The following is a 19913-nucleotide window of genomic DNA, read 5'->3' as shown; positions in this document are numbered from 1 at the left end:
AACATGAACATTACCATCGTCGCCCCTTATTGCTCGCTGCCGTCCGAGCCGCATTTCAACCGCTTCTGGTATCTTGCCGAGCTGTTGTCGCAGTCGCATGACGTGTTGCTGATTACCAGCAACTTCAAGCACTACGACAAATCTTTCAGACGGCCCGAAGATGCCGAGGCCGCCTCACAAGGCCGTCTGAAAGTGATGTTGTTGGAAGAAAGCGGGTACAGCAAAAACGTGTCTTTAAGGCGCGTAACCAGCCATCACCGCTTCGTCAAACATTTTGAAAAATGGTTGGAAAACTGCCGTCCGGGCGAACAAGACGTCGTCTTTTCCGCCTATCCGCTGATTGCCACCAACCTGCTCTTGGGCAAACACAAAGCGCGTTTGGGCTACAAGCTGATTGTCGATGTGCAGGACGTATGGCCGGAGTCCTTCTCCTCGGTCGTACCGTTTTTGAAAAAAGTACCGCATAACCTGCTGCCCTTTGCTTCACGCGCCAACCAAGCCTACCGCTACGCCGACGCGCTGGTTGCCGTATCACAGACTTATCTCGACCGTGCCAAAGAAGCCAATCCGAATGTACCCGGCGAAGTCGTCTATATCGGCGCGGATTTTCCGAAACTCGATGCCGCGCCTGCCAAAAATTTCGGCGACGACAAAATCCGCTTTTTCTACTTGGGCACGCTCAGTTACAGCTATGACGTGGAAACCGTGTGCAAAGGCGTTCGCAAGCTGTTGGATGCCGGCGAAAACGTCGAGTTGCACATCATGGGCGGCGGCCCCGATTTAGACAGGCTCAAACAATATGCCTGCGACGGCATCAAGTTTTACGGCTACATTCCTTACGCCGAAATGATGTCGGTCGCCAAAGGCTGCGACATTTCCGTCAACGCCATCCACTCTTACGCCATGCAGTCGATTACCAACAAACTTTCCGACTATATGGCTTTGCAAAAACCGATTCTGAACAGCCAGGTCAACGACGAAGTTGCCGAAGTCCTTACCCTGCTGCCGCATGCGAACTACCGTTCCGGCGATGTGGACAGCTTCGTTAAAGCCGCCAAAGATATTTTGAAGCGCAAAGACGATCCTGTTCAGTCCGAAGAAATCGTCCGCCGCTTCAAGCGCGACGTTGCCTATCAAAAAATCGTCAACCTGATTGAAAGATTAGCTCATGAATAAATTTTTCAAACGCCTGTTTGACATTGTTGCCTCCGCCTCTGGGCTGATTATCCTGTCGCCTGTGTTTTTGATTTTGGTGTACCTCATCCGCAAAAACTTAGGCTCGCCCGTGTTCTTCATCCAAGAGCGGCCGGGTAAAGACGGCAAGCCGTTTAAAATGATTAAATTCCGCTCCATGCGCGATGCAATCGATAAAGACGGCAACCCGTTACCGGACAGCGAACGCCTGACCGATTTCGGCAAAAAATTACGTGCCACCAGCTTGGACGAACTTCCTGAATTATGGAATGTCTTAAAAGGCGAGATGAGTTTGGTTGGCCCTCGTCCGCTGCTGATGCACTACCTGCCGTTGTACAACGACTTCCAAAACCGCCGCCACGAAATGAAACCGGGCGTGACCGGTTGGGCGCAAGTCAATGGCCGCAACGCTATTTCATGGGACGAAAAGTTCGCCCACGATGTTTGGTACATCGACCACTTCAGCTTCTGGCTGGATATTAAAATTTTGTTCCTGACGGTTAAAAAAGTCTTCGTCAAAGAAGGCATCTCAGCCGAAGGAGAAGCCACTATGCCTTATTTCACGGGTAATAAAACTGATGAAAAAAAATAACATACTGATTCTGTCGGCAGGCCGCCGCGTCGAATTGGTGCAGGACTTCCAAACCGAAGCCGCACGTTTTTCAGACGGCATCGGCGTATTTGCCACCGACCTCAATCCCCACATGTCTTCAGCCTGTCATGTCGCCGACCGCGCTTTCAGCGTACCGCGCATCGACGCAGCCGAATACATCGACAGCATTTTCGAACTGGCCAAACAACACAACATCGGCCTGATTGTGCCGACCATCGATACCGAACTGCTCAAGCTGGCCGAAGCACGCGACCGTTTTGAAGCCGAAGGAATACACATCGTCATTTCCGACGCCAAACTGATTACCCTGTGCCGCGACAAGCGCCTGACCGCAGGCCTGTTTGCACAATACGGCATCCGTTCGCCTGAAATTTACGAACGGGACAGCCTGGCCTTCCCGTGTTTTGCCAAGCCTTACGACGGCAGCCGCGCCATCGGTGCGAAAAAAATCAACACACCGGCCGATCTGACCGCCGACATTGCCGAAGATCCGAAAATGATGTTCGCCCAATACATCGATATTGAAAATGCTTTTTCCGAGTTCACCGTCGATATGTATTACGACCGTCAAGGCCGTCTGAAATGCGCCATTCCTCGCGAACGTTTGGAAGTGCGTACCGGCGAAGTCAGCAAAGGCGCGACCCGGCGCAATGCCCTGTATGAAGAGTTGGTTGAAAAAATGACCGTATTGGAAGGCGCACGCGGCTGCATTACCGCGCAGTTCTTCGTCAGCAAAACCGACAATACGACCTACGGCGTGGAAATCAACCCGCGTTTCGGCGGCGGTTTCCCACTGACCTACGCCGCAGGCGGCAACTATCCGGGCTGGCTGATTCAAGAATACATCGGCGGCCAAGACATTCCCTTCTCCGACGACTGGGAAAACAATTTAATCATGCTTCGTTATGATGCTAAGGTTTTGGTAAGAGAACATGATTAAGCCGGAAGAATCCGTCATCGTTTTTGACCTTGACGATACGCTTTACTCCGAACATGACTACAAATGCTCCGGAATACGGGCAGTTGTAGAGATGATTACGTCGCTTTATCCGCAATACAATGCCGGCGTACTATATGAAATTGCCGACAATAAAAGTAAAGACTGGCTCGACAATTTGTGTCATCATTGCAAATTAAACGAATCAGAGAAACAATCACTCTTGTGGCAATATCGACTACATAGGCCTGTTATCCGACCTTATGTCGAACCGTCTTTTTTACGGAAGCTGATGCGCCCTTTTGCCGCATGCGCCCTGATTACAGACGGCCGCAGTCTGACACAGCGTTTGAAAATACAGGCCTTGGGGTTGACCGATTTGTTTGACGACATTTTGATTTCAGAAGCCATGCAATCGGAAAAACCCGACGATAAGCGTTTTGTCTTCCTGCAAAACAAATATCCGGCTGCAAAACGTTTCATCTACATCGGCGACAACATCAAAAAAGATTTTGTCGCACCCAACAAACTGGGTTGGCTCTCCATAGGCATTATGCCTAAGCCGCACAATATTCATCAAGCCGAGCCCGAGCAATACGGTCGTGAATACCAGCCCACCCTTTGGATAAACACCCTGGAAGAACTGACTACACTGACAACTTCCGCCACCGAAAAAGCAAATGCATAAGGGACATTTCTCCATGAAAATCTTATTTATGGGTCGTAAACAGGTTTCCGCCAACCTGCTTCGTTTTTTGACCAAACAAGACCATATCGAAATCATCGGTGTCTTGACCGACAGCCATCTGCAAGGCTCGCCGACTACGGCCGCCGCGCAGGAATTGGGCTTGCCCCTGTACACCTTCGATACGGCTTTGGAAGCAATGCGAGAAGGCCGTCTGAAATACGATTTGGGCTTGTCCGTCCTTTACTGGCGCAAGCTGCGTGATGAATTCCTGAGCATTCCGACTTTAGGCACGATCAACTTCCACCCTGCGCTGTTGCCCGAATACAAAGGCACGGGCGGCTACAACCTGGCCATCATGGACGAGCTGAACGAATGGGGCAATACTGCCCACTACGTCGACGCTTCCATCGATACCGGTGAAATTATCGAAGTGGACCGTTTCCCTATCGACGCCGAAACAGAAACCGCCCAATCGCTCGAACGCAAAACCATGCAGGCATTGGAAGATTTCGCACGACGCATCATCACCCGCGCCATCGAGTCGAAAACCAAATTGCCAACCACGCCAAACATTGGTGGCCGCTACGTCAGCCGCGACGAGATGGAAGCCATGAAGCAAATCCACGACGGCGACAATATCGAGAAGAAAATCCGCGCCTTCTGGTTCCCTCCTTACGACGGCGCATACGTCGAAATCAACGGTCAGAAATACACCCTGATCAATCGCCAACTGCTGGAAGAAATCGCCCCCAAAGGCTCAACCAGTCTTTTCGCAGGAAAAACAAATGCTTAATACATCACTCTCCCCATGGCCAAGCTTTACTCAAGAAGAAGCCGATGCCGTTTCCAAAGTCCTGCTGTCCAACAAAGTCAACTACTGGACAGGTACGGAATGTCGCGAATTTGAAAAAGAATTTGCCGCCTTTGTCGGCACGCAATACGCCGTCGCCCTTTCCAACGGTACGTTGGCTTTGGACGTAGCCCTCAAAGCAATGGGTATCGGCCAAGGCGATGATGTGATTGTCACTTCGCGTACTTTCTTGGCTTCAGCGTCCTGCATCGTGACCGCCGGCGCAAATCCGGTGTTTGCCGATGTCGATTTGAACAGCCAAAACATCAGCGCCGAAACCATCAAAGCCGCTTTGACGCCAAACACCAAAGCCATCATCGTGGTTCACCTTGCCGGTATGCCTGCCGAAATGGACGACATCATGGCTTTGGCAAAAGAACATAACTTGTGGGTTATCGAAGACTGCGCCCAAGCGCACGGTGCGAAATACAAAGGCAAATCCGTCGGCTCTATCGGTCACGTCGGTGCTTGGTCGTTCTGCCAAGACAAAGTCATGACCACCGGCGGCGAAGGCGGCATGGTTACTACCAACGACAAAGAGCTGTGGAGCAAAATGTGGTCGTACAAAGACCACGGCAAAAGCTACGATGCCGTGTACCACCGCGAACACGCACCCGGTTTCCGCTGGTTGCACGAAAGCTTCGGCACCAACTGGCGCATGATGGAAATGCAGGCGGTCATCGGCCGCATCCAGCTCAAACGCATGCCTGAATGGACTGCCCGCCGTCAAGCGCACGCTGCCAAACTGGCTGAAAGCTTGGGCAAATTTGCCAGCATCCGTTTGGTTGAAGTGGCCGACTACATCGAACACGCGCAATACAAGTTCTACGTTTTCGTCAAACCCGAACACCTGAAAGAAGGCTGGACACGCGACCGCATCGTCAACGAACTGAACGCGCGCAAAGTGCCATGCTATCAAGGCAGTTGCTCCGAAGTGTATTTGGAAAAAGCCTTTGACAACACGCCTTGGCGTCCGAAAGAGCGTTTGAAAAACGCTGTCGAGTTGGGCGACACCAGCCTGATGTTCTTGGTGCACCCAACCCTGACCGATGAAGAAATTGCGTTCTGCAAAGAAAACATAGAAGCCGTATTGACTGAAGCCACGGCATAATCATTTTCAGACGGCCTGCAACTTCAGGCCGTCTGAAAAAAGCAAAACAGCCTGCTTCAAACAATCCGTACCAAGCCACATTACAACACTCAGACACACGTAAAAAATAAAATGAACTTGGAAACCCTGCTGGCTCTGCCGCGCAATCTAAAAAAAACCTTCTTCGTCATTCACGATATCTTGATGATATTCGTGGCGTTTTGGTTTGCCCAAAGCCTCAAAGTGCAATACTCCGACGAATGGTTGAGTATCGCCAACTGGCTAGCTTTCGGCAGCACTGCGTTGCTGACCATCATCCTTTTCATCCGTATCGGCCTCTACCGCGCCGTTACGCGCTTCGTCAGCGTCCGCGTCCTGACCGCCGCCGCATTCGGCAGCATTATTTCAGCGGTCTTGTTCTGCCTGACCACCCTGGTTTTTGAGCAAAAACTGCACCTTGCCCTGCCCATCGTCTATTTCTTGGTCTTGGTGGTCGGCGTGACCAGCTCGCGTATGATCCTGCGTGCGATTCTGACCGATCATCACCGCAAACAAATGACCCCCGTCATCATCTACGGTGCAGGCCAATCCGGCCGCCAGTTGTTGGAAGCCATCAAACAGGTTAACGAATACTCGGCCATCGCCTTTGTCGATGACAACCCGAAAATCCAACGTACCGTCATCTATGACCTTGCCGTCTACAACCCCAACGAAATCCCGATGCTGATCAGCCGCTACGGCGTACGCAAAATTCTGCTGGCGATTCCAAGTTCTACGCCGGAAGAACGCAAAGACATCATCCGCCGCCTCGAAGCATACAAATGCGAAGTCCTGACCATTCCGGGCATGAAAGATTTGGTGGACGGCAAAATCAACGTCAGCTCATTGAAAAAAATCTCTGTGGTCGATTTGCTCGGCCGCGCCCCTGTGGCACCGCGCCCTGAATTAATGAGTGCCGACATCAGCGACAAAGTCGTGATGGTGACCGGCGCAGGCGGCTCTATCGGCTCCGAACTTTGCCGTCAGATTCTCAACTGCCGTCCGACCAAACTGCTGTTGTTTGAATTATCCGAATTTGCCCTATACAGCATAGACAAAGAATTGCGCGAAACCCAAGCCGCGCAAGGCAGCCAAGTCGAAGTCGTACCGCTTTTGGGTTCGGTTCAAAACAAAGACCGCCTCAGCAGCATTATGCAAGCCTATCACGTCGACACCGTCTACCATGCCGCAGCCTACAAACACGTCCCTATGGTAGAGTTCAACACCATCGAAGGCATTCAAAACAACGTGTTCGGCACACTCTGCTGCGCGCAGGCTGCCGTAGATGCTGGCGTTTCCACCTTTGTTTTGATTTCCACCGACAAAGCCGTCCGTCCGACCAACACCATGGGCGCCAGCAAACGCATGGCCGAACTCTGCCTGCAAGCGCTTGCCGCCGAGCCAGAACAAAAAACACGCTTCTGCATGGTGCGTTTCGGCAATGTATTGGGTTCGTCCGGCTCCGTTGTCCCGGTATTTGAAAAACAAATTGCCGAAGGTGGCCCGATTACCCTGACCCACCAAGACATTACCCGCTACTTCATGACCATTCCCGAAGCGGCGCAACTGGTTATCCAAGCCGGCGCAATGGGTAAAGGCGGCGACGTATTCGTCCTCGACATGGGCGAATCTGTCAAAATCATCGACCTTGCCCGTCAAATGATTGTCCTCAGCGGTCTCAAAGTCAAAGACGAGCAACACCCGCACGGCGACATCGAAATCAAGATTACCGGCCTGCGCCCGGGTGAGAAACTTTATGAAGAACTGCTCATCGGCGACGAGGTGCAAAAAACCACTCATCCCCGTATTATGACCGCCAGTGAAGTAATGCTTCCATGGACGCAATTATCTGACATACTGTCGGAACTCCAAACCGCTTGTCTCCAAAGCGACCAAAACAGCCTGCGCCAGCTTCTGCTGCGCGCACCGACAGGCTTCGTACCTAAAGACGATATCTGCGACTTGGTTTGGCAACAAAACAATAAGGCCGTCTGAACATTTTCAGACGGTCCGGACACTATCCCGCAAGGACTACTACATGAAAAAAACGCTCTCCCTGCTTACTCTATTCGCACTGACTGCCTGCAACAGCACAACAGTCATTCCTGGTTCAACCATCAAAACCAGAACCAAAACCATTGTTTACACCGATACCGACACCGCAGCCGATACCAACCTCGACAGCCGTGTTGCCGTTTACCCCATCACGCCCAACCTGATTGAAAAAATGCGTACGCCACCCGTACTTTCCCAAGCCAACCAAGGCTTGGAGCAAAGCAAAAGCGCTTACCGCTACCGCATCGGCAGTGGCGATGTCCTCAATATCATGGTTTGGGCGCACTCCGACCTTAATTCCCCCATCCAGCAAAGCAACCCGCAAACCAACCAAGTCAGCCGCGGCGCCTGGGTAGATGAGGGCGGTTATATCACTTACCCGTTGGCAGGCAAAATTCAAGCTAAAGGCAAAACTTTGGACGAATTGCAAAATACCCTGGCCAGCCTTCTGAAACGCTACATCAAAAACCCTCAAGTAGCCATCAACGTTACCGAATTCCGTTCGCAACGTATTTCTGTATCCGGTGCCATCAACCAAGCAGGTCAACTACCGATTACCAATATTCCGATGACCATTTTGGATGCCATCAACCAAGCAGGCGGTGTCACCCAAAGTGCCGACACCCAACACATCAAATGGACGCACAACGGCGTCGACCGCACCATTTCCCTGCAAGACATGCTGCAATACGGCGATATGTCGCAAAACCATCTCCTCAGCCATGGCGACATCGTTTACGTTCCTAACAGCAGCAACAACAAAATCTACATCATGGGCGAAGTCGGCAAACAAGCCACCCTGCCGATCGGCAATCACGGCCTCAACCTGACCCAAGCGCTCGGCGAAGTGGGCGGCATGAACCAAGCCTATGCGGATGCAACCGGCGTATTCGTGATCCGCCGCGTACCTGAAGATGCGGCCAAACCTATCCACATCTACCAGCTCAACCTGAAAGATGCGACCTCTTACGCACTGGGCAGCGAATTCAAACTGCGTTCGGAAGACACCGTTTACGTTACCGCCGCCCCGGTTACCCGCTGGAACCGCGTAATGTCACAAATTACAAACTCCATCAGCAACGTCAACACCCTCGACAATACGTTTAAATAAGCAGTGATTCCTGCTGTCAGACCCTTGTTTGACAGCAGGATACAAAATCACGCACAATCCGACCAAATTACATAAACGGCATATAAAAGCCGTACACACCGCACAAACGGAAAAGTAGTACCTTATAGTCTGACTCACGCTTTTTTCAGACCATAAACCGAAACAATATCATGTACCACAACATACTCATCGTCTGCCTAGGCAACATCTGCCGCTCCCCCACCGCAGAGCGGATCATGCAGAAAAAACTACCCGGCCGCCGCATCAGCAGCGCCGGCATAAAAGCACTGGCAGGTAAGGATGCCGATTTCCAAGCCATCAAAACCGCACTCAAACACGGCGTTATCGTTGCAGGCCATACGGCACGCCAACTGACCGCCCCAATGTGCGAACAGGCCGATTTGATTCTCGTCATGGAGCCCTGTCAAATCGACATGGTGGCCGACATCCATCCGCCGGCACGCAGCAAAACCATGCTGTTTGCCCAATGGTTGCCTAAAAAAACCGTACCTGACCCATACAAACAAAGCAGTGAAATGTTTGAAGCCGTTTTTGAACAGCTCAATACTGCCGCAGACACTTGGAAAACCAAACTACACGGAAAAACTCAACCGGTATAAAACCGGCATGAACAAGAAAGCAAGCAATGAAAAAAACGACCTACACACCTTACAGCGCAGACAACGACGAAATCGACTTCGGCCAACAGCTGCGAGTAATTTGGACAAATAAATACAAAATCCTCGCCGCCCTGCTTGCAGGCGGTATTCTTGGCGCAGCCTTCAGCCTGGCATCCACTCCGCAATACCGTGCCGACGCCATGCTGGAAATTGAAACGCGACAAAACCAAATCCTGACTGAAATCAACAGCATCTTCAACAACCAAACCACGCCGTCTGAAGCAGAAGTCGAGTTGGTTCAATCACGCCTGGTGCTGGGTAAAACCGTTGACGACCTTCAGCTTGACCAAGAAGTCAAAGCCAAATACACACCCGTTATCGGCAGCCTGATGCACAACATCAGCGGCGACCCCGATCCCAAACTGACCGTCGGCAGCTTTACCGTACAAGACGAATGGTTCAACAAAACCTTCACGCTGACCGCCAAGAGCAACAAAGCCTATACCCTTACCCTGCCTGACAAACGCGTTGTCGAAGGTAAGGTCGGCGTGCCTCTGAAAATCAACAATCAAACCACCCTCAAAATCGATCAAATCCTGGCCAACCCGGGTCAAGAATTTGCGTTAACCAAGTTCTCCCGCATCAGCGCCATCGAAAACATCCAAAACAAACTGGCGGTCATCAGCAAAGGTAAAACCAGCCCCATCATCAACCTTACCTTTACCGGCACCGACCCTAAACGTACCAGCGTCATCCTCAACAGCATTGCCGACAACTACGTTGCGCAAAATCGCGAACGCGACGTCCAAGTTGCATCCAGCGGATTGGCTTTCATCAGCGAAGAATTGCCACGCTTGAAAGAAACCTTGCAAGATGCTGAAAACAAACTCAATGCCTACCGCCAACAATCAGGTTCCCTCGACATCCCGCTCGAGTCCAAAGGCGCATTGGAAAGCCTGACCGGCATCGAAACCCAAATTACCCTGCTCAAAACCGAAGAAGCAGGTTTGGCCGAGTTGTACACGCCGGAACACCCTTCCTATAAAGCCGTATTGGACAAACTCTCCGTTCTCGAGCGCGCTAAAAACAAAATCAACCAACAAATCGCCGAGTTGCCGAACACCCAACAAGAAGTTATCCGCCTGACCCGTGACGTAGAAACCAACCAAGCAACCTACGTCCAACTGTTGAGCAAACAACAAGAACTCAACATCATGAAAGCCAGTGCGCAAGGTAATGTCCGCATCGTCGATTATGCCTATGTCCCTGAAAACCCCGTTGCACCGCGCAAAACCGTCATCACGCTCCTGAGCGCACTTGCCGCAGGCTCATTGACCGCTTTGTGGCTGATGATTCGCAACCGCATGAAAAACGGCATTACTTCATCTGAAGAAATCGAAAACCTCAATTTGGAAGTCGTCGCTCTTGTTCCGCACTCCAAAACCCAGCAAAAACGCGACTTCTTCAAAAGCAAATTCAAGAAAACCGGCGGCCGTTCCAACTATCTGCTGGCCAGCGAAGACCGTGCCGACACGGCAGTCGAAGCCATCCGCGCCCTGCGCACCAATATCTACTTTTCCATGCTGGACGCGCCTAACAACGTCCTCATGATTACCGGTGCCTCGCCTGAGGCAGGCAAGTCCTTTATCTCCGCCAACCTCGCCGCCGTAATGGCGCAATCGGGCAAACGCGTCCTGCTTATCGATACCGATATGCGCAAAGGCTACCTCGACCGACTCTTCGGCCTTACCCCCGAGTTCGGCTTGTCTGACATCCTAAGCGGCAAAGCGGCTCCGGCCAAAGCCGTACAAGAGACCGGCATTGAAAACCTCCACCTCATCAGCAGCGGCAGCTATCCTAGCAATCCGTCCGAGCTTTTGATGGACAACCGTTTCAACGAATTGCTCGCCCACGCGCGCCAACGCTACGATTACGTCATCTTGGACACGCCGCCCGTATTGGCCGTGACCGACGCCGTCATCATCGGCCAACATGCAGGCACCGTCCTGATGATCAGCCGTTATGCGCACACGCGTGCACGAGAGCTTGAGGCCAGCGTCGAACGCCTCAAACAAAACCACATCAACATCAAAGGTGTCGTCCTCAACGGCATGAAGCGCGAAGCCAACAACAGCTACGACTACTACGCCTACGATGCCTACCATTCCGGTAACAATAAATCATAAACCGAAGCAGGCCGTCTGAACTTTCAGACGGCCTAAGGCTTTTTAAACGGCACAAAATATTTTTCACAAACGCCGCCCTTGCACCCCAAAGCCGTTTGTTTTAAAGTAAGCTCCGTTCCCATATGGAAGAGAAACATGAAAATTACCGTCATCGGCGCAGGTTCGTGGGGTACAGCTCTCGCGTTGCACTTTGCGCACCACAACAATGAAGTTGCCCTTTGGACACGCAATCCTGACCAAATCCGCACCCTGCAAGCAGATCGCGAAAACAAACGCGGCCTGCCCGGCTTCCCTTTCCCTGAGTCCCTGACCGTTCACGCCGATTTGGGCGAAGCGCTGAAAGACAGCCAACTTGCCCTGATCGTTACCTCCGTAGCCGGCCTCAGAAGCAGCGCCGAGCTGCTCAAACAGCATAACGCCGCCGATATTCCCGTTCTCGCAGCCTGCAAAGGTTTTGAACAAGATACCGGCCTCCTGACTTTCCAAGTACTGAAAGAAGTCCTGCCTAACAATAAAAAAATCGGCGTTCTCTCAGGACCGAGCTTTGCCCAAGAACTTGCAGCTCAACTGCCTTGCGCCGTCGTGTTTGCTTCCGAAAACAAAGACTGGGTGGAAGAAACTACTGCCCAACTGAACACCAACGTAATGCGCCTGTACGGCAGCACCGACGTCATCGGCGTCGCTGTGGGCGGTGCCGTTAAAAACGTCATGGCGATTGCCACCGGCCTTTCAGACGGCCTTGAATACGGCCTCAATGCACGCGCAGCCCTAGTAACGCGCGGCCTCGCCGAAATCACCCGCCTTGCCATCGCCATGGGCGCGCAACCCAAAACCATGATGGGTTTGGCCGGCATCGGCGACCTTATCCTGACCTGTACCGGCGCACTCTCGCGCAACCGCCGCGTCGGCCTCGGCCTCGCAGAAGGCAAAGAGTTGCATCAAGTGCTTGTCGAAATCGGTCACGTTTCCGAAGGTGTCAGCACCATTGAAGAAGTCTTCAACACCGCCGCCAAATACCAAATCGATATGCCCATCACTCAAACCCTGCTGCAACTCATCCGCAAAGAAATGACCCCGCAGCAAGTCGTTGAACGACTGATGGAACGAAGCGCTCGCTTCGAATAAACGGTCGCGCCGTCTGCCATTCAGACGGCCTGACGCACAATATGACGGCCATAAGGCCGTCTGAAGGGAAACACATGAACCAATCACTGAACAATCTGGAAATCAACGTTTACCAACTTGTCCAAAAATTTGAAACGCTGGTTTCAGAAAACCGCCGTCTCAACGAAGAAATCGACAGACTCAAACTCGAGCAAGAGCAACAAAAACGCCAACACGACGCGGCCATTGACGAACTCAGCGAAGCCTTGCTGGTTCAAGTCGGCAAACTCAAAGAAGACCTGCAAAGCAAAATTGACAACCTGACTGCCGAAAAAGAAAACTACCGCAACGCGCTGGCCCAAAGCGCAGACCAAATCCGCAGCCTCATTGCCCGATTGCCCCAAGAAACACAACAATAAAAGGATGCCCCGTGAGTATCGAACAAGTCAATCTCGACATCATGAATGTCAACTTCACCATCAACACACCGAGTGAAGAAAAAGCCACCCTTCTGCAAGCCGTTGAAATGCTCAACAAGAAAAGCGATGCGATTAAAGAAAGCGGCCGCATCGTCGGCACAGACAAAATCGTCGTCATGGCAGCCCTCAACGTCGTACACGACCTCTTGAAAACCACCCTCAACGACGATTTGGCAATCGGTGAATTTGAGCGTAAAATAACCGACATGAACAACGCGTGCCAAAAAGCACTGGCGCGCTTGGAGCAAAACTGATTTCCCCCTTTTCCCTGCGGTGTTCGCGAAGGCATATATTCCTTTGAACCAATACGTTCGCTTTAGGTTGCCGGGAGTTGTAGTGGGCGCGAGCGTCCGTTTATCGGACGCACCCGAAACTACCCGAGGTGACCGCCTTGTCAGCAAGGTTCAAGCGGATTCAGCCTAAACGGCACTCGTGGGGATTCCCTAAAAAAAGCCATACCGACAGGTGTGGCTTTTCCCTTTCCAAGTAAAGACTTTCGTAAAGATTTCCGGCCGTCTGAAAAAACCGCATATTCATGCATCAAACACACTCAATTAAGATTGACAAAAACCAATCTCCTCTTTAAAATCCATAACTTTCTATATATATCTGGATTCCAACCATGAAAACCTTCTCTGCAAAACCCCACGAGGTGAAGCGCGAATGGTTCGTCATTGACGCAGAAGACAAAGTTCTGGGTCGTGTCGCAGCCGAAGTCGCACACCGTCTGCGCGGCAAACACAAACCCGAATACACCCCTCACGTTGATACCGGCGACTACATCATCGTCATCAACGCAGACAAACTGCGCGTGACCGGTGCTAAATTCGAAGACAAAAAATACTTCCGTCACTCTGGTTTCCCAGGCGGCATCTACGAGCGTACTTTCCGCGAAATGCAAGAGCAATTCCCAGGCCGCGCTTTGGAACAAGCCGTAAAAGGCATGTTGCCTAAAGGTCCTCTGGGCTACGCCATGATCAAAAAACTGAAAGTGTACGCCGGTGCCGAACACGGCCACGCTGCACAACAACCTAAAGTTTTGGAACTGAAATAATAAGGACACGACATGAACGGTAAATACTACTACGGCACAGGCCGCCGCAAAAGTTCAGTGGCTCGTGTATTCTTGACTAAAGGTACCGGCCAAATCATCGTAAACGGCCGTCCCGTTGACGAATTCTTCGCACGTGAAACCAGCCGCATGGTTGTACGTCAACCTCTGGTTCTGACTGAAAATGCCGAATCTTTCGACATTAAAGTTAACGTAACCGGTGGCGGCGAAACCGGTCAATCCGGCGCCATCCGTCACGGCATCACCCGCGCCCTGATCGACTTCGACGCAGCTCTGAAACCAGCTCTGTCTCAAGCAGGCTTCGTTACTCGCGATGCTCGTGAAGTTGAACGTAAAAAACCTGGTTTGCGCAAAGCACGTCGCGCAAAACAATTCTCCAAACGTTAATACGTTTCCAGAATCGAATCAAAAGCCTTGCTCTGCAAGGCTTTTTCCATTTATCAAACAATCATTCAATCTTTTTTCACGGCACAATACATGACGAAAACCCTGCTCCACTACGCCAAATCATTGCTTCAGGCCGTGATTATTTTCATTTTTCTCTCCTTGATTGTCGACTGGGTACGCAAACCCGACCAACCCTTACAATCAGCAGCGCAAACCCTCACTCTAACCAACGGTCAAACCACTTCCCTCCAATCTTTCAGCCAGAACCGTGTTGCCGTTGTTTACTTTTGGGGTAGCTGGTGCGGTATTTGCTCGTACACATCGCCGACCATAGAAAAACTGCATCAAGACAATATTCCGACTCTGGGTGTAGCCTTACGCTCCGGAAGCGACAATGATATTGCCCGCCATATGCAAGAAAACAATCTATCCTTTCCAAACTTCAATGATTCAGACGGCCTAATGGCTCAAAAATGGAACATAGCCGTCACTCCGACCATTATCATATTAAAAGATGGCAAAATGATTCATCACACATCCGGACTTTCCAGTTATATCGGCTTAAAAATCAGAATTTACTTGGCAAATATCTTCAGCTAAATTCATTGAAAATCCACTAAAAATAGAAAATTTAAAGAATAATTTCACCTGAATATATTCAACCAATTCCATTTCATAAATAAATAAACTATCTCTTTCCCAATAACATATGATTTTGTTGAGATTATAAAGAAAATAGACTAAGATATAACCATAAGAACAATTGGAAACATTATTATCAAAACAAACTGTTAGAGATCTTCATCTAATATTGTGGCAGTGATGCTTTTGTTCCCATGACCCGGCTGCCGACGGCAGCCTTAAAACAGCAATATCGCCTTTATCAACCTACCTCACGCTTCAACGGTTTGATTTTTGATAACACCGGAGACTTAGTAATGCCCAACCAATCTAAACATGCATCTATCAATATCGGTCTAATTCAGGCACGGGAAGCATTGATGACCCAATTCCGCCCTATTCTGAACCAAGCCAATATTACTGACCAGCAATGGCGTATCATCCGGCTCTTAGCGGAAAACGGCACTCTCGACTTCCAAGACTTGGCCAATCAGGCCTGCATCCTCCGTCCCAGCCTGACCGGCATTCTGACCCGCTTGGAAAAAGCAGGTTTGGCCGTGCGCCTGAAGCCTTCCAACGACCAACGCCGTGTTTACCTGAAACTGACGCCCGAAGGCGAGAAACTCTATGAATCCACCGGCGCATTGGTTGACGAGCGCTATGACGCAATTGAAAAAGTCCTCACCAAAGAAAAAATGGCACAACTCAAAGAACTCTTGGCAGAGCTGGCAAAAATCGAACAGGCATTAAAATAAAGCGAGCCGGATGACAGATTCAACACACATACTCAAGAGATCCTTCCGAGATGCCATGGCCTCCTGTGCCGCCGGCGTGCACGTTATCACGACAGACGGTGAAGCAGGGCGCTATGGCATTACCATGACTGCCGTAACTGCCGTTACCGACGAGCCGCCGACGGTCATGCTGTGCATCAACCGCCAATCCGCCATCATTCCCATCCTGCAAGGCAACCGTGATTTGTGCATCAACACACTCAACGACAGCCAGCAAGATGTCGCCGAACACTTTGCCGGACTGACCGACCTATCGCCCGAAGAACGCTTCGAATACCATATTTGGCACAGGGGACAAACCGGACAGCTCGAGGTAGAAGGCGCGCTGGCGCACCTGCACGGCAGCATTGTCGATCAACGCGAAATCGGCACGCATTACGTCTTTTTCGTTCAGATCAACGAAATCCGCAATACCGACACACAAGCACCGGCATTGCTGTATTTTCGTAGGCAATTCAAATATTTGGCATAAATAAAGGTCTCAGGCCGTCTGAAACATCGGTTTCATTTTTCAGACGGCCTGAGACCTTTTCTGGCTCATACATTATAGGCACCCTCATGAAAGCAATGATACTGGCCGCCGGTCGCGGCGAACGCATGCGCCCCTTGACCGACCACACACCCAAACCCTTACTCGAAGTAGCAGGCACGCCGCTTATCGGTTGGCACTTGCGCCGCCTGCAACAGGCCGGTTTCACTGAAATCGTCATCAACCATGCTTGGCTTGGCCAACAAATCGAAGATACCTTGAAAGACGGTTCGGACTACGGCGTGCGCATTGCCTATTCTCCAGAACTCGCCGGAGGCCTGGAAACCGCCGGTGGCATTGCCACTGCCCTGCCTCTTTTGGGCGACGAGCCGTTTTTGGTCGTCAATGGCGATGTGTTGACTGACATTGATTTCCAAGCTGCACGACTGGCTGCCCAGCGTATGCAGGAACACAACCTTCTCGCCCATTTATGGCTGGTGGACAATCCACCACACCATCCCGAAGGCGACTTCGGCCTGCTTTCAGACGGCCTGGTATCCGCCTCATCTGCAGACGGCCAAGCCCTGACTTTCAGCGGCGTGGGCGTTTATCATCCCGCACTTTTCAAAGATACCCCGGCGCATCAGGCTGCCAAACTTGCCCCTCTGTTGCGTCAAGCCATGAGCCAAAGCCAAATCAGCGGCGAACACCACAACGGCCTTTGGTTGGACGTCGGCACAGTCGAACGCCTGCAAGAAGCCGACCGTGTCGCCCAAAGCTGGTAAAACAAAAGGGGCGTATCCGATACGTCCCTTTCAATATCAAAGGCCGTCTGAAAATATTGGTCAACCCATTTTTCAGACGGCCTCAATCTATCATCAAGCTTTAGCCAATTTCTTTTCTTTCTTCATTCCCAACAAGCCATTGACAACCATCACGCACAATCCCGACCAAATCAGGCCATAGCCGATCAATGCGCCTTTTTCTACCGGCTCGCCCAGCCACACAATCGACACGATAAAAAGCAATACAGGTTCCAAATAGCTCAACATACCGAACACCGCAACCTGCAACAACTGACTCGCCTTCAAATTCAAGTGCATAGATATTGCGCTATTGAAGCCTAGCAACACAATAAAGAAAATTAAAACTGGTTTGGCCGCAATCATCGCGGGTGTATCCGTTGCCAGCACAATATACGCCAACGCAAATGGCGTAATCATCATCAAATCAAAAGTCAGACCGATTAAAGAAGGCACGCCGAGTTTTCGGCGCGGCAGATAATAAAACGGATAAGTACCGAACACCCATACAGTCGTCCACGAAAACGCACCCGACCGTACCAATTCACATGCTACGCCTGCACATGCCAACGCAACGGCAACCATCTGCAATCGGTTTAAACGCTCTTTAAACCAAATCCGTCCACCCAGCATCATCGCCAAAGGAAACAGGAAATAACCCATGGCGATGTTTACCCCTTCGCCGTTGACCGGCCCCCAGACAAACAGCCACAACTGGCTGGCAAATATCGGCGTCGGCAATACAATCAACAGCCACCGCTTCCAATCGCGGCCGATATTGTTCGCAAACCGCGCCGCCGCCTGCCAACCGTTGACCATCGTCATCAGCACGCATAAAGCCGACAGCATCGCCACCATACGCCACGCAAAAATTTCCGTGCCGCTCATCGGCTGCATCCATACGCCGTACAAAAACAGCATGGCAAACAACACATTGGACGTTATGGCCGCCAGCAAACCTTTGGATAAATTCGTCATTTCAGACGGCCTTCCTAGATAAATCAATATTGATATTGTAAAGAAAATGTGTGAAAAAATTTCTCATATTTTTTTATATAACAAAGATAATTTTCCTATTATGATTAAAAAATCAAAAAATATTACATTCAAAGGCCGTCTGAAATGGAACTGGACAAACTCGACCGCAATATCCTCAACATTCTCCAAACACGCGCGGACATTCCGCTGAAAGAATTGGCCGCACAAGTGCATTCATCGATTGCCACTTGCCAGCGGCGCATCAAAAACCTGACCGAACAAGGCGTCATCATCCGCCAAGCCGCCATCGTCTCGCCGCAGGCAGTCGGCTTGAACATCAGCGTCTTTGTCCAAGTTGACCTCGAACGCCAGTACCACGATGTGCAAGAGGCATTTGAACGCAGTATGCAGCGCGATCCGCAAGTTGTCGGATGTTATGAAATTCCCGGCAATTATGATTTCTTGCTGTTGGTGCATTGCACCGATATGCCTGCCTATCACGCCTTCACGCGCCGCGTGCTTACGTCCGTCAACAGGGTGCGCAATTTCAAAAGCCAATTTGTAATGAATTTCGCCAAAACGGAAACTAAAATCGAAATTCCGGGATAACTGCTCTTCTTTATTTACAAAGAGACTTCACAACATAAATCCATTTAGTTAAAGGCCGTCTGAAAACCATATCTTCAGGTTTTCAGACGGCCTTTCATTGCATCGAAGCAGTCTAATACATCAACCCTGCTTCACAATATCCGACAGCGGCCAGCGCGGTTTGACATTGAATGCGCCGACAGCCTGACGCTCGGCAAGACGCATCGCGCCGGCAAAGGCAATCATTGCACCGTTGTCGGTACAGTATGCCATCGGTGGGAAATAGACGTTGATTTTTTCTGCCTGCGGTTTGGGTTTGCCTTTTTCAGACGGCATTTTGACGGTTAAGCGCGAAAATTCATCACGCAGTTTCCAGTTTGCACCCACACCGCCGGCAACCACCAAAGTTCTGAAGCCGGTATCCAACAACGCTTTTTTGGCTTTGGCCGCCAATACGTCAACCACCGCATCTTGGAAAGCGCGGCAAATGTCGTTGCGTGTTTGTTCCGGAATTTCATCGCTGCCAGTTTCGGCACGGACTTTTTCGACAGCGGTCAAAACGGCGGTTTTCAAACCGGAAAAGCTCATCTGCAAATCGTGCGAATGGAGCATGGGGCGTGGGAATGTGAAAGCATCAGGCGTGCCGAGTTTGGCCAGCTCGGATAATTTGGCACCGCCGGGATAAGGCAAACCTAAAAGCTTGGCCGTTTTGTCGAACGCCTCACCTGCCGCATCATCCACACTCTCGCCCAGCAAAGTGTAATCACCGATACCGCGTACGGCCATAAATTGCGTATGTCCGCCCGATACCAGCAAAGCGACAAATGGAAATTCAGGTTTATTGTCTGCCAACAAAGGTGAGAGCAAATGGCCTTCAAGATGGTGGACGGGGATAACGGGCTTGCCGATGGCAAATGCTAAGGCGTTGGCAAAACCTGAACCGGCCAGCAATGCGCCGCCCAAGCCCGGGCCTTGCGTAAAGGCAACCGCGTCGATGTCGGCATAACCAACGCCGGCCTCCTTCAAGCAACCTTGCGTCAACGGCACGACACGGCGGATATGGTCGCGGCTGGCCAATTCGGGGACAACTCCGCCGTATTCGGCGTGCATCGCCATTTGTGTGTGCAAATGATGCGCCAACAGGCCGCGCTCGGTATCGTAGAGCGCAACGCCGGTTTCGTCGCAAGATGATTCAATTCCTAATACCAACATGGTTTGAGGCCGTCTGAAAAAAT

Annotated in this window: 22 protein-coding genes and 1 other RNA gene; 21 read left to right on the top strand and 2 right to left on the bottom strand. The window is 51.1% G+C overall.

The window, feature by feature from the left end:
• Positions 1–3: 3 nt before the first annotated feature.
• The 20 genes from ACTHTK_RS06620 to murU all read left to right on the top strand — a co-directional run bounded on the left by ACTHTK_RS06620 (position 4) and on the right by murU (position 17094).
• Positions 4–1176: a glycosyltransferase gene (locus ACTHTK_RS06620; RefSeq protein ID WP_107724028.1), complete on the top strand. Its 1173-nt coding sequence runs from the start codon at positions 4–6 to the stop codon at positions 1174–1176.
• Positions 1169–1786 carry a sugar transferase gene (locus tag ACTHTK_RS06615; protein ID WP_036492790.1) on the top strand — a complete coding sequence of 206 codons (618 nt, stop codon included), beginning with the start codon at positions 1169–1171 and terminating at the stop codon, positions 1784–1786. The genes ACTHTK_RS06620 and ACTHTK_RS06615 overlap by 8 nt, the downstream gene beginning before the upstream one ends.
• Positions 1773–2747 carry an ATP-grasp domain-containing protein gene (locus ACTHTK_RS06610; RefSeq protein WP_107724027.1) on the top strand — a complete coding sequence of 325 codons (975 nt, stop codon included), beginning with the start codon at positions 1773–1775 and terminating at the stop codon, positions 2745–2747. Before ACTHTK_RS06615 ends, ACTHTK_RS06610 begins: the two co-directional genes overlap by 14 nt.
• Complete coding sequence (locus ACTHTK_RS06605; RefSeq protein ID WP_107724026.1) at positions 2740–3432, top strand: HAD family hydrolase; 693 nt, start codon at positions 2740–2742, stop codon at positions 3430–3432. Before ACTHTK_RS06610 ends, ACTHTK_RS06605 begins: the two co-directional genes overlap by 8 nt.
• Before the next feature lie 13 nt (positions 3433–3445).
• Positions 3446–4225, top strand: coding sequence for a methionyl-tRNA formyltransferase (locus ACTHTK_RS06600; protein WP_039862513.1), 780 nt, complete (start codon positions 3446–3448; stop codon positions 4223–4225).
• Entirely contained in the window at positions 4218–5393 is a 1176-nt protein-coding gene (locus ACTHTK_RS06595) for a DegT/DnrJ/EryC1/StrS family aminotransferase (RefSeq protein WP_107724025.1), read from the top strand. The genes ACTHTK_RS06600 and ACTHTK_RS06595 overlap by 8 nt, the downstream gene beginning before the upstream one ends.
• Positions 5394–5504: 111 nt before the next feature.
• Positions 5505–7406: a polysaccharide biosynthesis protein gene (locus ACTHTK_RS06590; protein ID WP_107724024.1), complete on the top strand. Its 1902-nt coding sequence runs from the start codon at positions 5505–5507 to the stop codon at positions 7404–7406.
• Positions 7407–7449: 43 nt separating this feature from the next.
• Positions 7450–8577, top strand: coding sequence for a polysaccharide export protein (locus ACTHTK_RS06585; RefSeq protein ID WP_107724023.1), 1128 nt, complete (start codon positions 7450–7452; stop codon positions 8575–8577).
• 170 nt (positions 8578–8747) lie between these two features.
• Complete coding sequence (locus tag ACTHTK_RS06580) at positions 8748–9197, top strand: low molecular weight protein-tyrosine-phosphatase (RefSeq protein ID WP_107724022.1); 450 nt, start codon at positions 8748–8750, stop codon at positions 9195–9197.
• 26 nt (positions 9198–9223) lie between these two features.
• Entirely contained in the window at positions 9224–11383 is a 2160-nt protein-coding gene (locus ACTHTK_RS06575) for a polysaccharide biosynthesis tyrosine autokinase (RefSeq protein WP_107724021.1), read from the top strand.
• Between the two features lie 135 nt (positions 11384–11518).
• On the top strand, positions 11519–12508 hold the full coding sequence (locus tag ACTHTK_RS06570; RefSeq protein WP_004520880.1) for an NAD(P)H-dependent glycerol-3-phosphate dehydrogenase: 990 nt from the start codon (positions 11519–11521) through the stop codon (positions 12506–12508).
• 74 nt (positions 12509–12582) lie between these two features.
• Complete coding sequence (locus ACTHTK_RS06565) at positions 12583–12906, top strand: hypothetical protein (RefSeq protein WP_036494022.1); 324 nt, start codon at positions 12583–12585, stop codon at positions 12904–12906.
• 11 nt (positions 12907–12917) lie between these two features.
• The gene (locus tag ACTHTK_RS06560; protein ID WP_003681511.1) at positions 12918–13220 is read left to right on the top strand and encodes a cell division protein ZapA; all 303 of its coding nucleotides are present in this window, start codon (positions 12918–12920) and stop codon (positions 13218–13220) included.
• Between the two features lie 8 nt (positions 13221–13228).
• Positions 13229–13409, top strand: a non-coding RNA gene (ssrS, locus tag ACTHTK_RS06555) — 6S RNA.
• A gap of 179 nt (positions 13410–13588) precedes the next feature.
• Positions 13589–14020, top strand: coding sequence for a 50S ribosomal protein L13 (gene rplM, locus ACTHTK_RS06550; RefSeq protein ID WP_003684605.1), 432 nt, complete (start codon positions 13589–13591; stop codon positions 14018–14020).
• Positions 14021–14032: 12 nt separating this feature from the next.
• Positions 14033–14425 (top strand): 30S ribosomal protein S9, encoded by a 393-nt coding sequence (gene rpsI / locus ACTHTK_RS06545; RefSeq protein ID WP_003681515.1) that lies wholly within the window; start codon positions 14033–14035, stop codon positions 14423–14425.
• A 90-nt stretch (positions 14426–14515) separates the two neighbouring features.
• The gene (locus ACTHTK_RS06540; RefSeq protein WP_070607190.1) at positions 14516–15025 is read left to right on the top strand and encodes a protein disulfide oxidoreductase; all 510 of its coding nucleotides are present in this window, start codon (positions 14516–14518) and stop codon (positions 15023–15025) included.
• A 338-nt stretch (positions 15026–15363) separates the two neighbouring features.
• Complete coding sequence (gene hpaR, locus ACTHTK_RS06535) at positions 15364–15801, top strand: homoprotocatechuate degradation operon regulator HpaR (protein WP_004520883.1); 438 nt, start codon at positions 15364–15366, stop codon at positions 15799–15801.
• Positions 15802–15811: 10 nt separating this feature from the next.
• Positions 15812–16312, top strand: coding sequence for a 4-hydroxyphenylacetate 3-monooxygenase, reductase component (gene hpaC / locus ACTHTK_RS06530; RefSeq protein WP_107857398.1), 501 nt, complete (start codon positions 15812–15814; stop codon positions 16310–16312).
• An 86-nt stretch (positions 16313–16398) separates the two neighbouring features.
• Entirely contained in the window at positions 16399–17094 is a 696-nt protein-coding gene (murU, locus tag ACTHTK_RS06525; protein WP_070645347.1) for an N-acetylmuramate alpha-1-phosphate uridylyltransferase MurU, read from the top strand.
• A gap of 93 nt (positions 17095–17187) precedes the next feature.
• Here murU and rarD read toward each other — a convergent pair whose 3' ends face one another.
• Positions 17188–18090: an EamA family transporter RarD gene (gene rarD, locus ACTHTK_RS06520; protein WP_440378522.1), complete on the bottom strand. Its 903-nt coding sequence runs from the start codon at positions 18088–18090 to the stop codon at positions 17188–17190.
• A gap of 144 nt (positions 18091–18234) precedes the next feature.
• Here rarD and ACTHTK_RS06515 point away from each other — a divergent pair, with 144 nt between their 5' ends.
• Complete coding sequence (locus tag ACTHTK_RS06515) at positions 18235–18699, top strand: Lrp/AsnC family transcriptional regulator (RefSeq protein ID WP_440378521.1); 465 nt, start codon at positions 18235–18237, stop codon at positions 18697–18699.
• Between the two features lie 120 nt (positions 18700–18819).
• Here ACTHTK_RS06515 and tsaD read toward each other — a convergent pair whose 3' ends face one another.
• Positions 18820–19890 (bottom strand): tRNA (adenosine(37)-N6)-threonylcarbamoyltransferase complex transferase subunit TsaD, encoded by a 1071-nt coding sequence (tsaD, locus tag ACTHTK_RS06510; protein WP_107867845.1) that lies wholly within the window; start codon positions 19888–19890, stop codon positions 18820–18822.
• Positions 19891–19913 lie beyond the last annotated feature (23 nt).

Source organism: Neisseria sp. P0006.S009, from assembly GCF_051962915.1.
In the GTDB taxonomy this organism is placed as follows: Bacteria; Pseudomonadota; Gammaproteobacteria; order Burkholderiales; family Neisseriaceae; genus Neisseria; species Neisseria subflava_E.
The sequence above is the reverse complement of the archived record's forward strand: the minus strand, read 5'-3'. Positions and strand labels throughout refer to the sequence as shown.

Coding starts and splice junctions, on each gene's coding strand:
- ACTHTK_RS06620 (WP_107724028.1), top strand. CDS start 4: ATGAACATTACCATCGTCGCCCCTTATTGCTCGCTGCCGTCCGAGCCG.
- ACTHTK_RS06615 (WP_036492790.1), top strand. CDS start 1,169: ATGAATAAATTTTTCAAACGCCTGTTTGACATTGTTGCCTCCGCCTCT.
- ACTHTK_RS06610 (WP_107724027.1), top strand. CDS start 1,773: ATGAAAAAAAATAACATACTGATTCTGTCGGCAGGCCGCCGCGTCGAA.
- ACTHTK_RS06605 (WP_107724026.1), top strand. CDS start 2,740: ATGATTAAGCCGGAAGAATCCGTCATCGTTTTTGACCTTGACGATACG.
- ACTHTK_RS06600 (WP_039862513.1), top strand. CDS start 3,446: ATGAAAATCTTATTTATGGGTCGTAAACAGGTTTCCGCCAACCTGCTT.
- ACTHTK_RS06595 (WP_107724025.1), top strand. CDS start 4,218: ATGCTTAATACATCACTCTCCCCATGGCCAAGCTTTACTCAAGAAGAA.
- ACTHTK_RS06590 (WP_107724024.1), top strand. CDS start 5,505: ATGAACTTGGAAACCCTGCTGGCTCTGCCGCGCAATCTAAAAAAAACC.
- ACTHTK_RS06585 (WP_107724023.1), top strand. CDS start 7,450: ATGAAAAAAACGCTCTCCCTGCTTACTCTATTCGCACTGACTGCCTGC.
- ACTHTK_RS06580 (WP_107724022.1), top strand. CDS start 8,748: ATGTACCACAACATACTCATCGTCTGCCTAGGCAACATCTGCCGCTCC.
- ACTHTK_RS06575 (WP_107724021.1), top strand. CDS start 9,224: ATGAAAAAAACGACCTACACACCTTACAGCGCAGACAACGACGAAATC.
- ACTHTK_RS06570 (WP_004520880.1), top strand. CDS start 11,519: ATGAAAATTACCGTCATCGGCGCAGGTTCGTGGGGTACAGCTCTCGCG.
- ACTHTK_RS06565 (WP_036494022.1), top strand. CDS start 12,583: ATGAACCAATCACTGAACAATCTGGAAATCAACGTTTACCAACTTGTC.
- rplM (WP_003684605.1), top strand. CDS start 13,589: ATGAAAACCTTCTCTGCAAAACCCCACGAGGTGAAGCGCGAATGGTTC.
- rpsI (WP_003681515.1), top strand. CDS start 14,033: ATGAACGGTAAATACTACTACGGCACAGGCCGCCGCAAAAGTTCAGTG.
- ACTHTK_RS06540 (WP_070607190.1), top strand. CDS start 14,516: ATGACGAAAACCCTGCTCCACTACGCCAAATCATTGCTTCAGGCCGTG.
- hpaR (WP_004520883.1), top strand. CDS start 15,364: ATGCCCAACCAATCTAAACATGCATCTATCAATATCGGTCTAATTCAG.
- hpaC (WP_107857398.1), top strand. CDS start 15,812: ATGACAGATTCAACACACATACTCAAGAGATCCTTCCGAGATGCCATG.
- murU (WP_070645347.1), top strand. CDS start 16,399: ATGAAAGCAATGATACTGGCCGCCGGTCGCGGCGAACGCATGCGCCCC.
- rarD (WP_440378522.1), bottom strand. CDS start 18,090: ATGACGAATTTATCCAAAGGTTTGCTGGCGGCCATAACGTCCAATGTG.
- ACTHTK_RS06515 (WP_440378521.1), top strand. CDS start 18,235: ATGGAACTGGACAAACTCGACCGCAATATCCTCAACATTCTCCAAACA.
- tsaD (WP_107867845.1), bottom strand. CDS start 19,890: ATGTTGGTATTAGGAATTGAATCATCTTGCGACGAAACCGGCGTTGCG.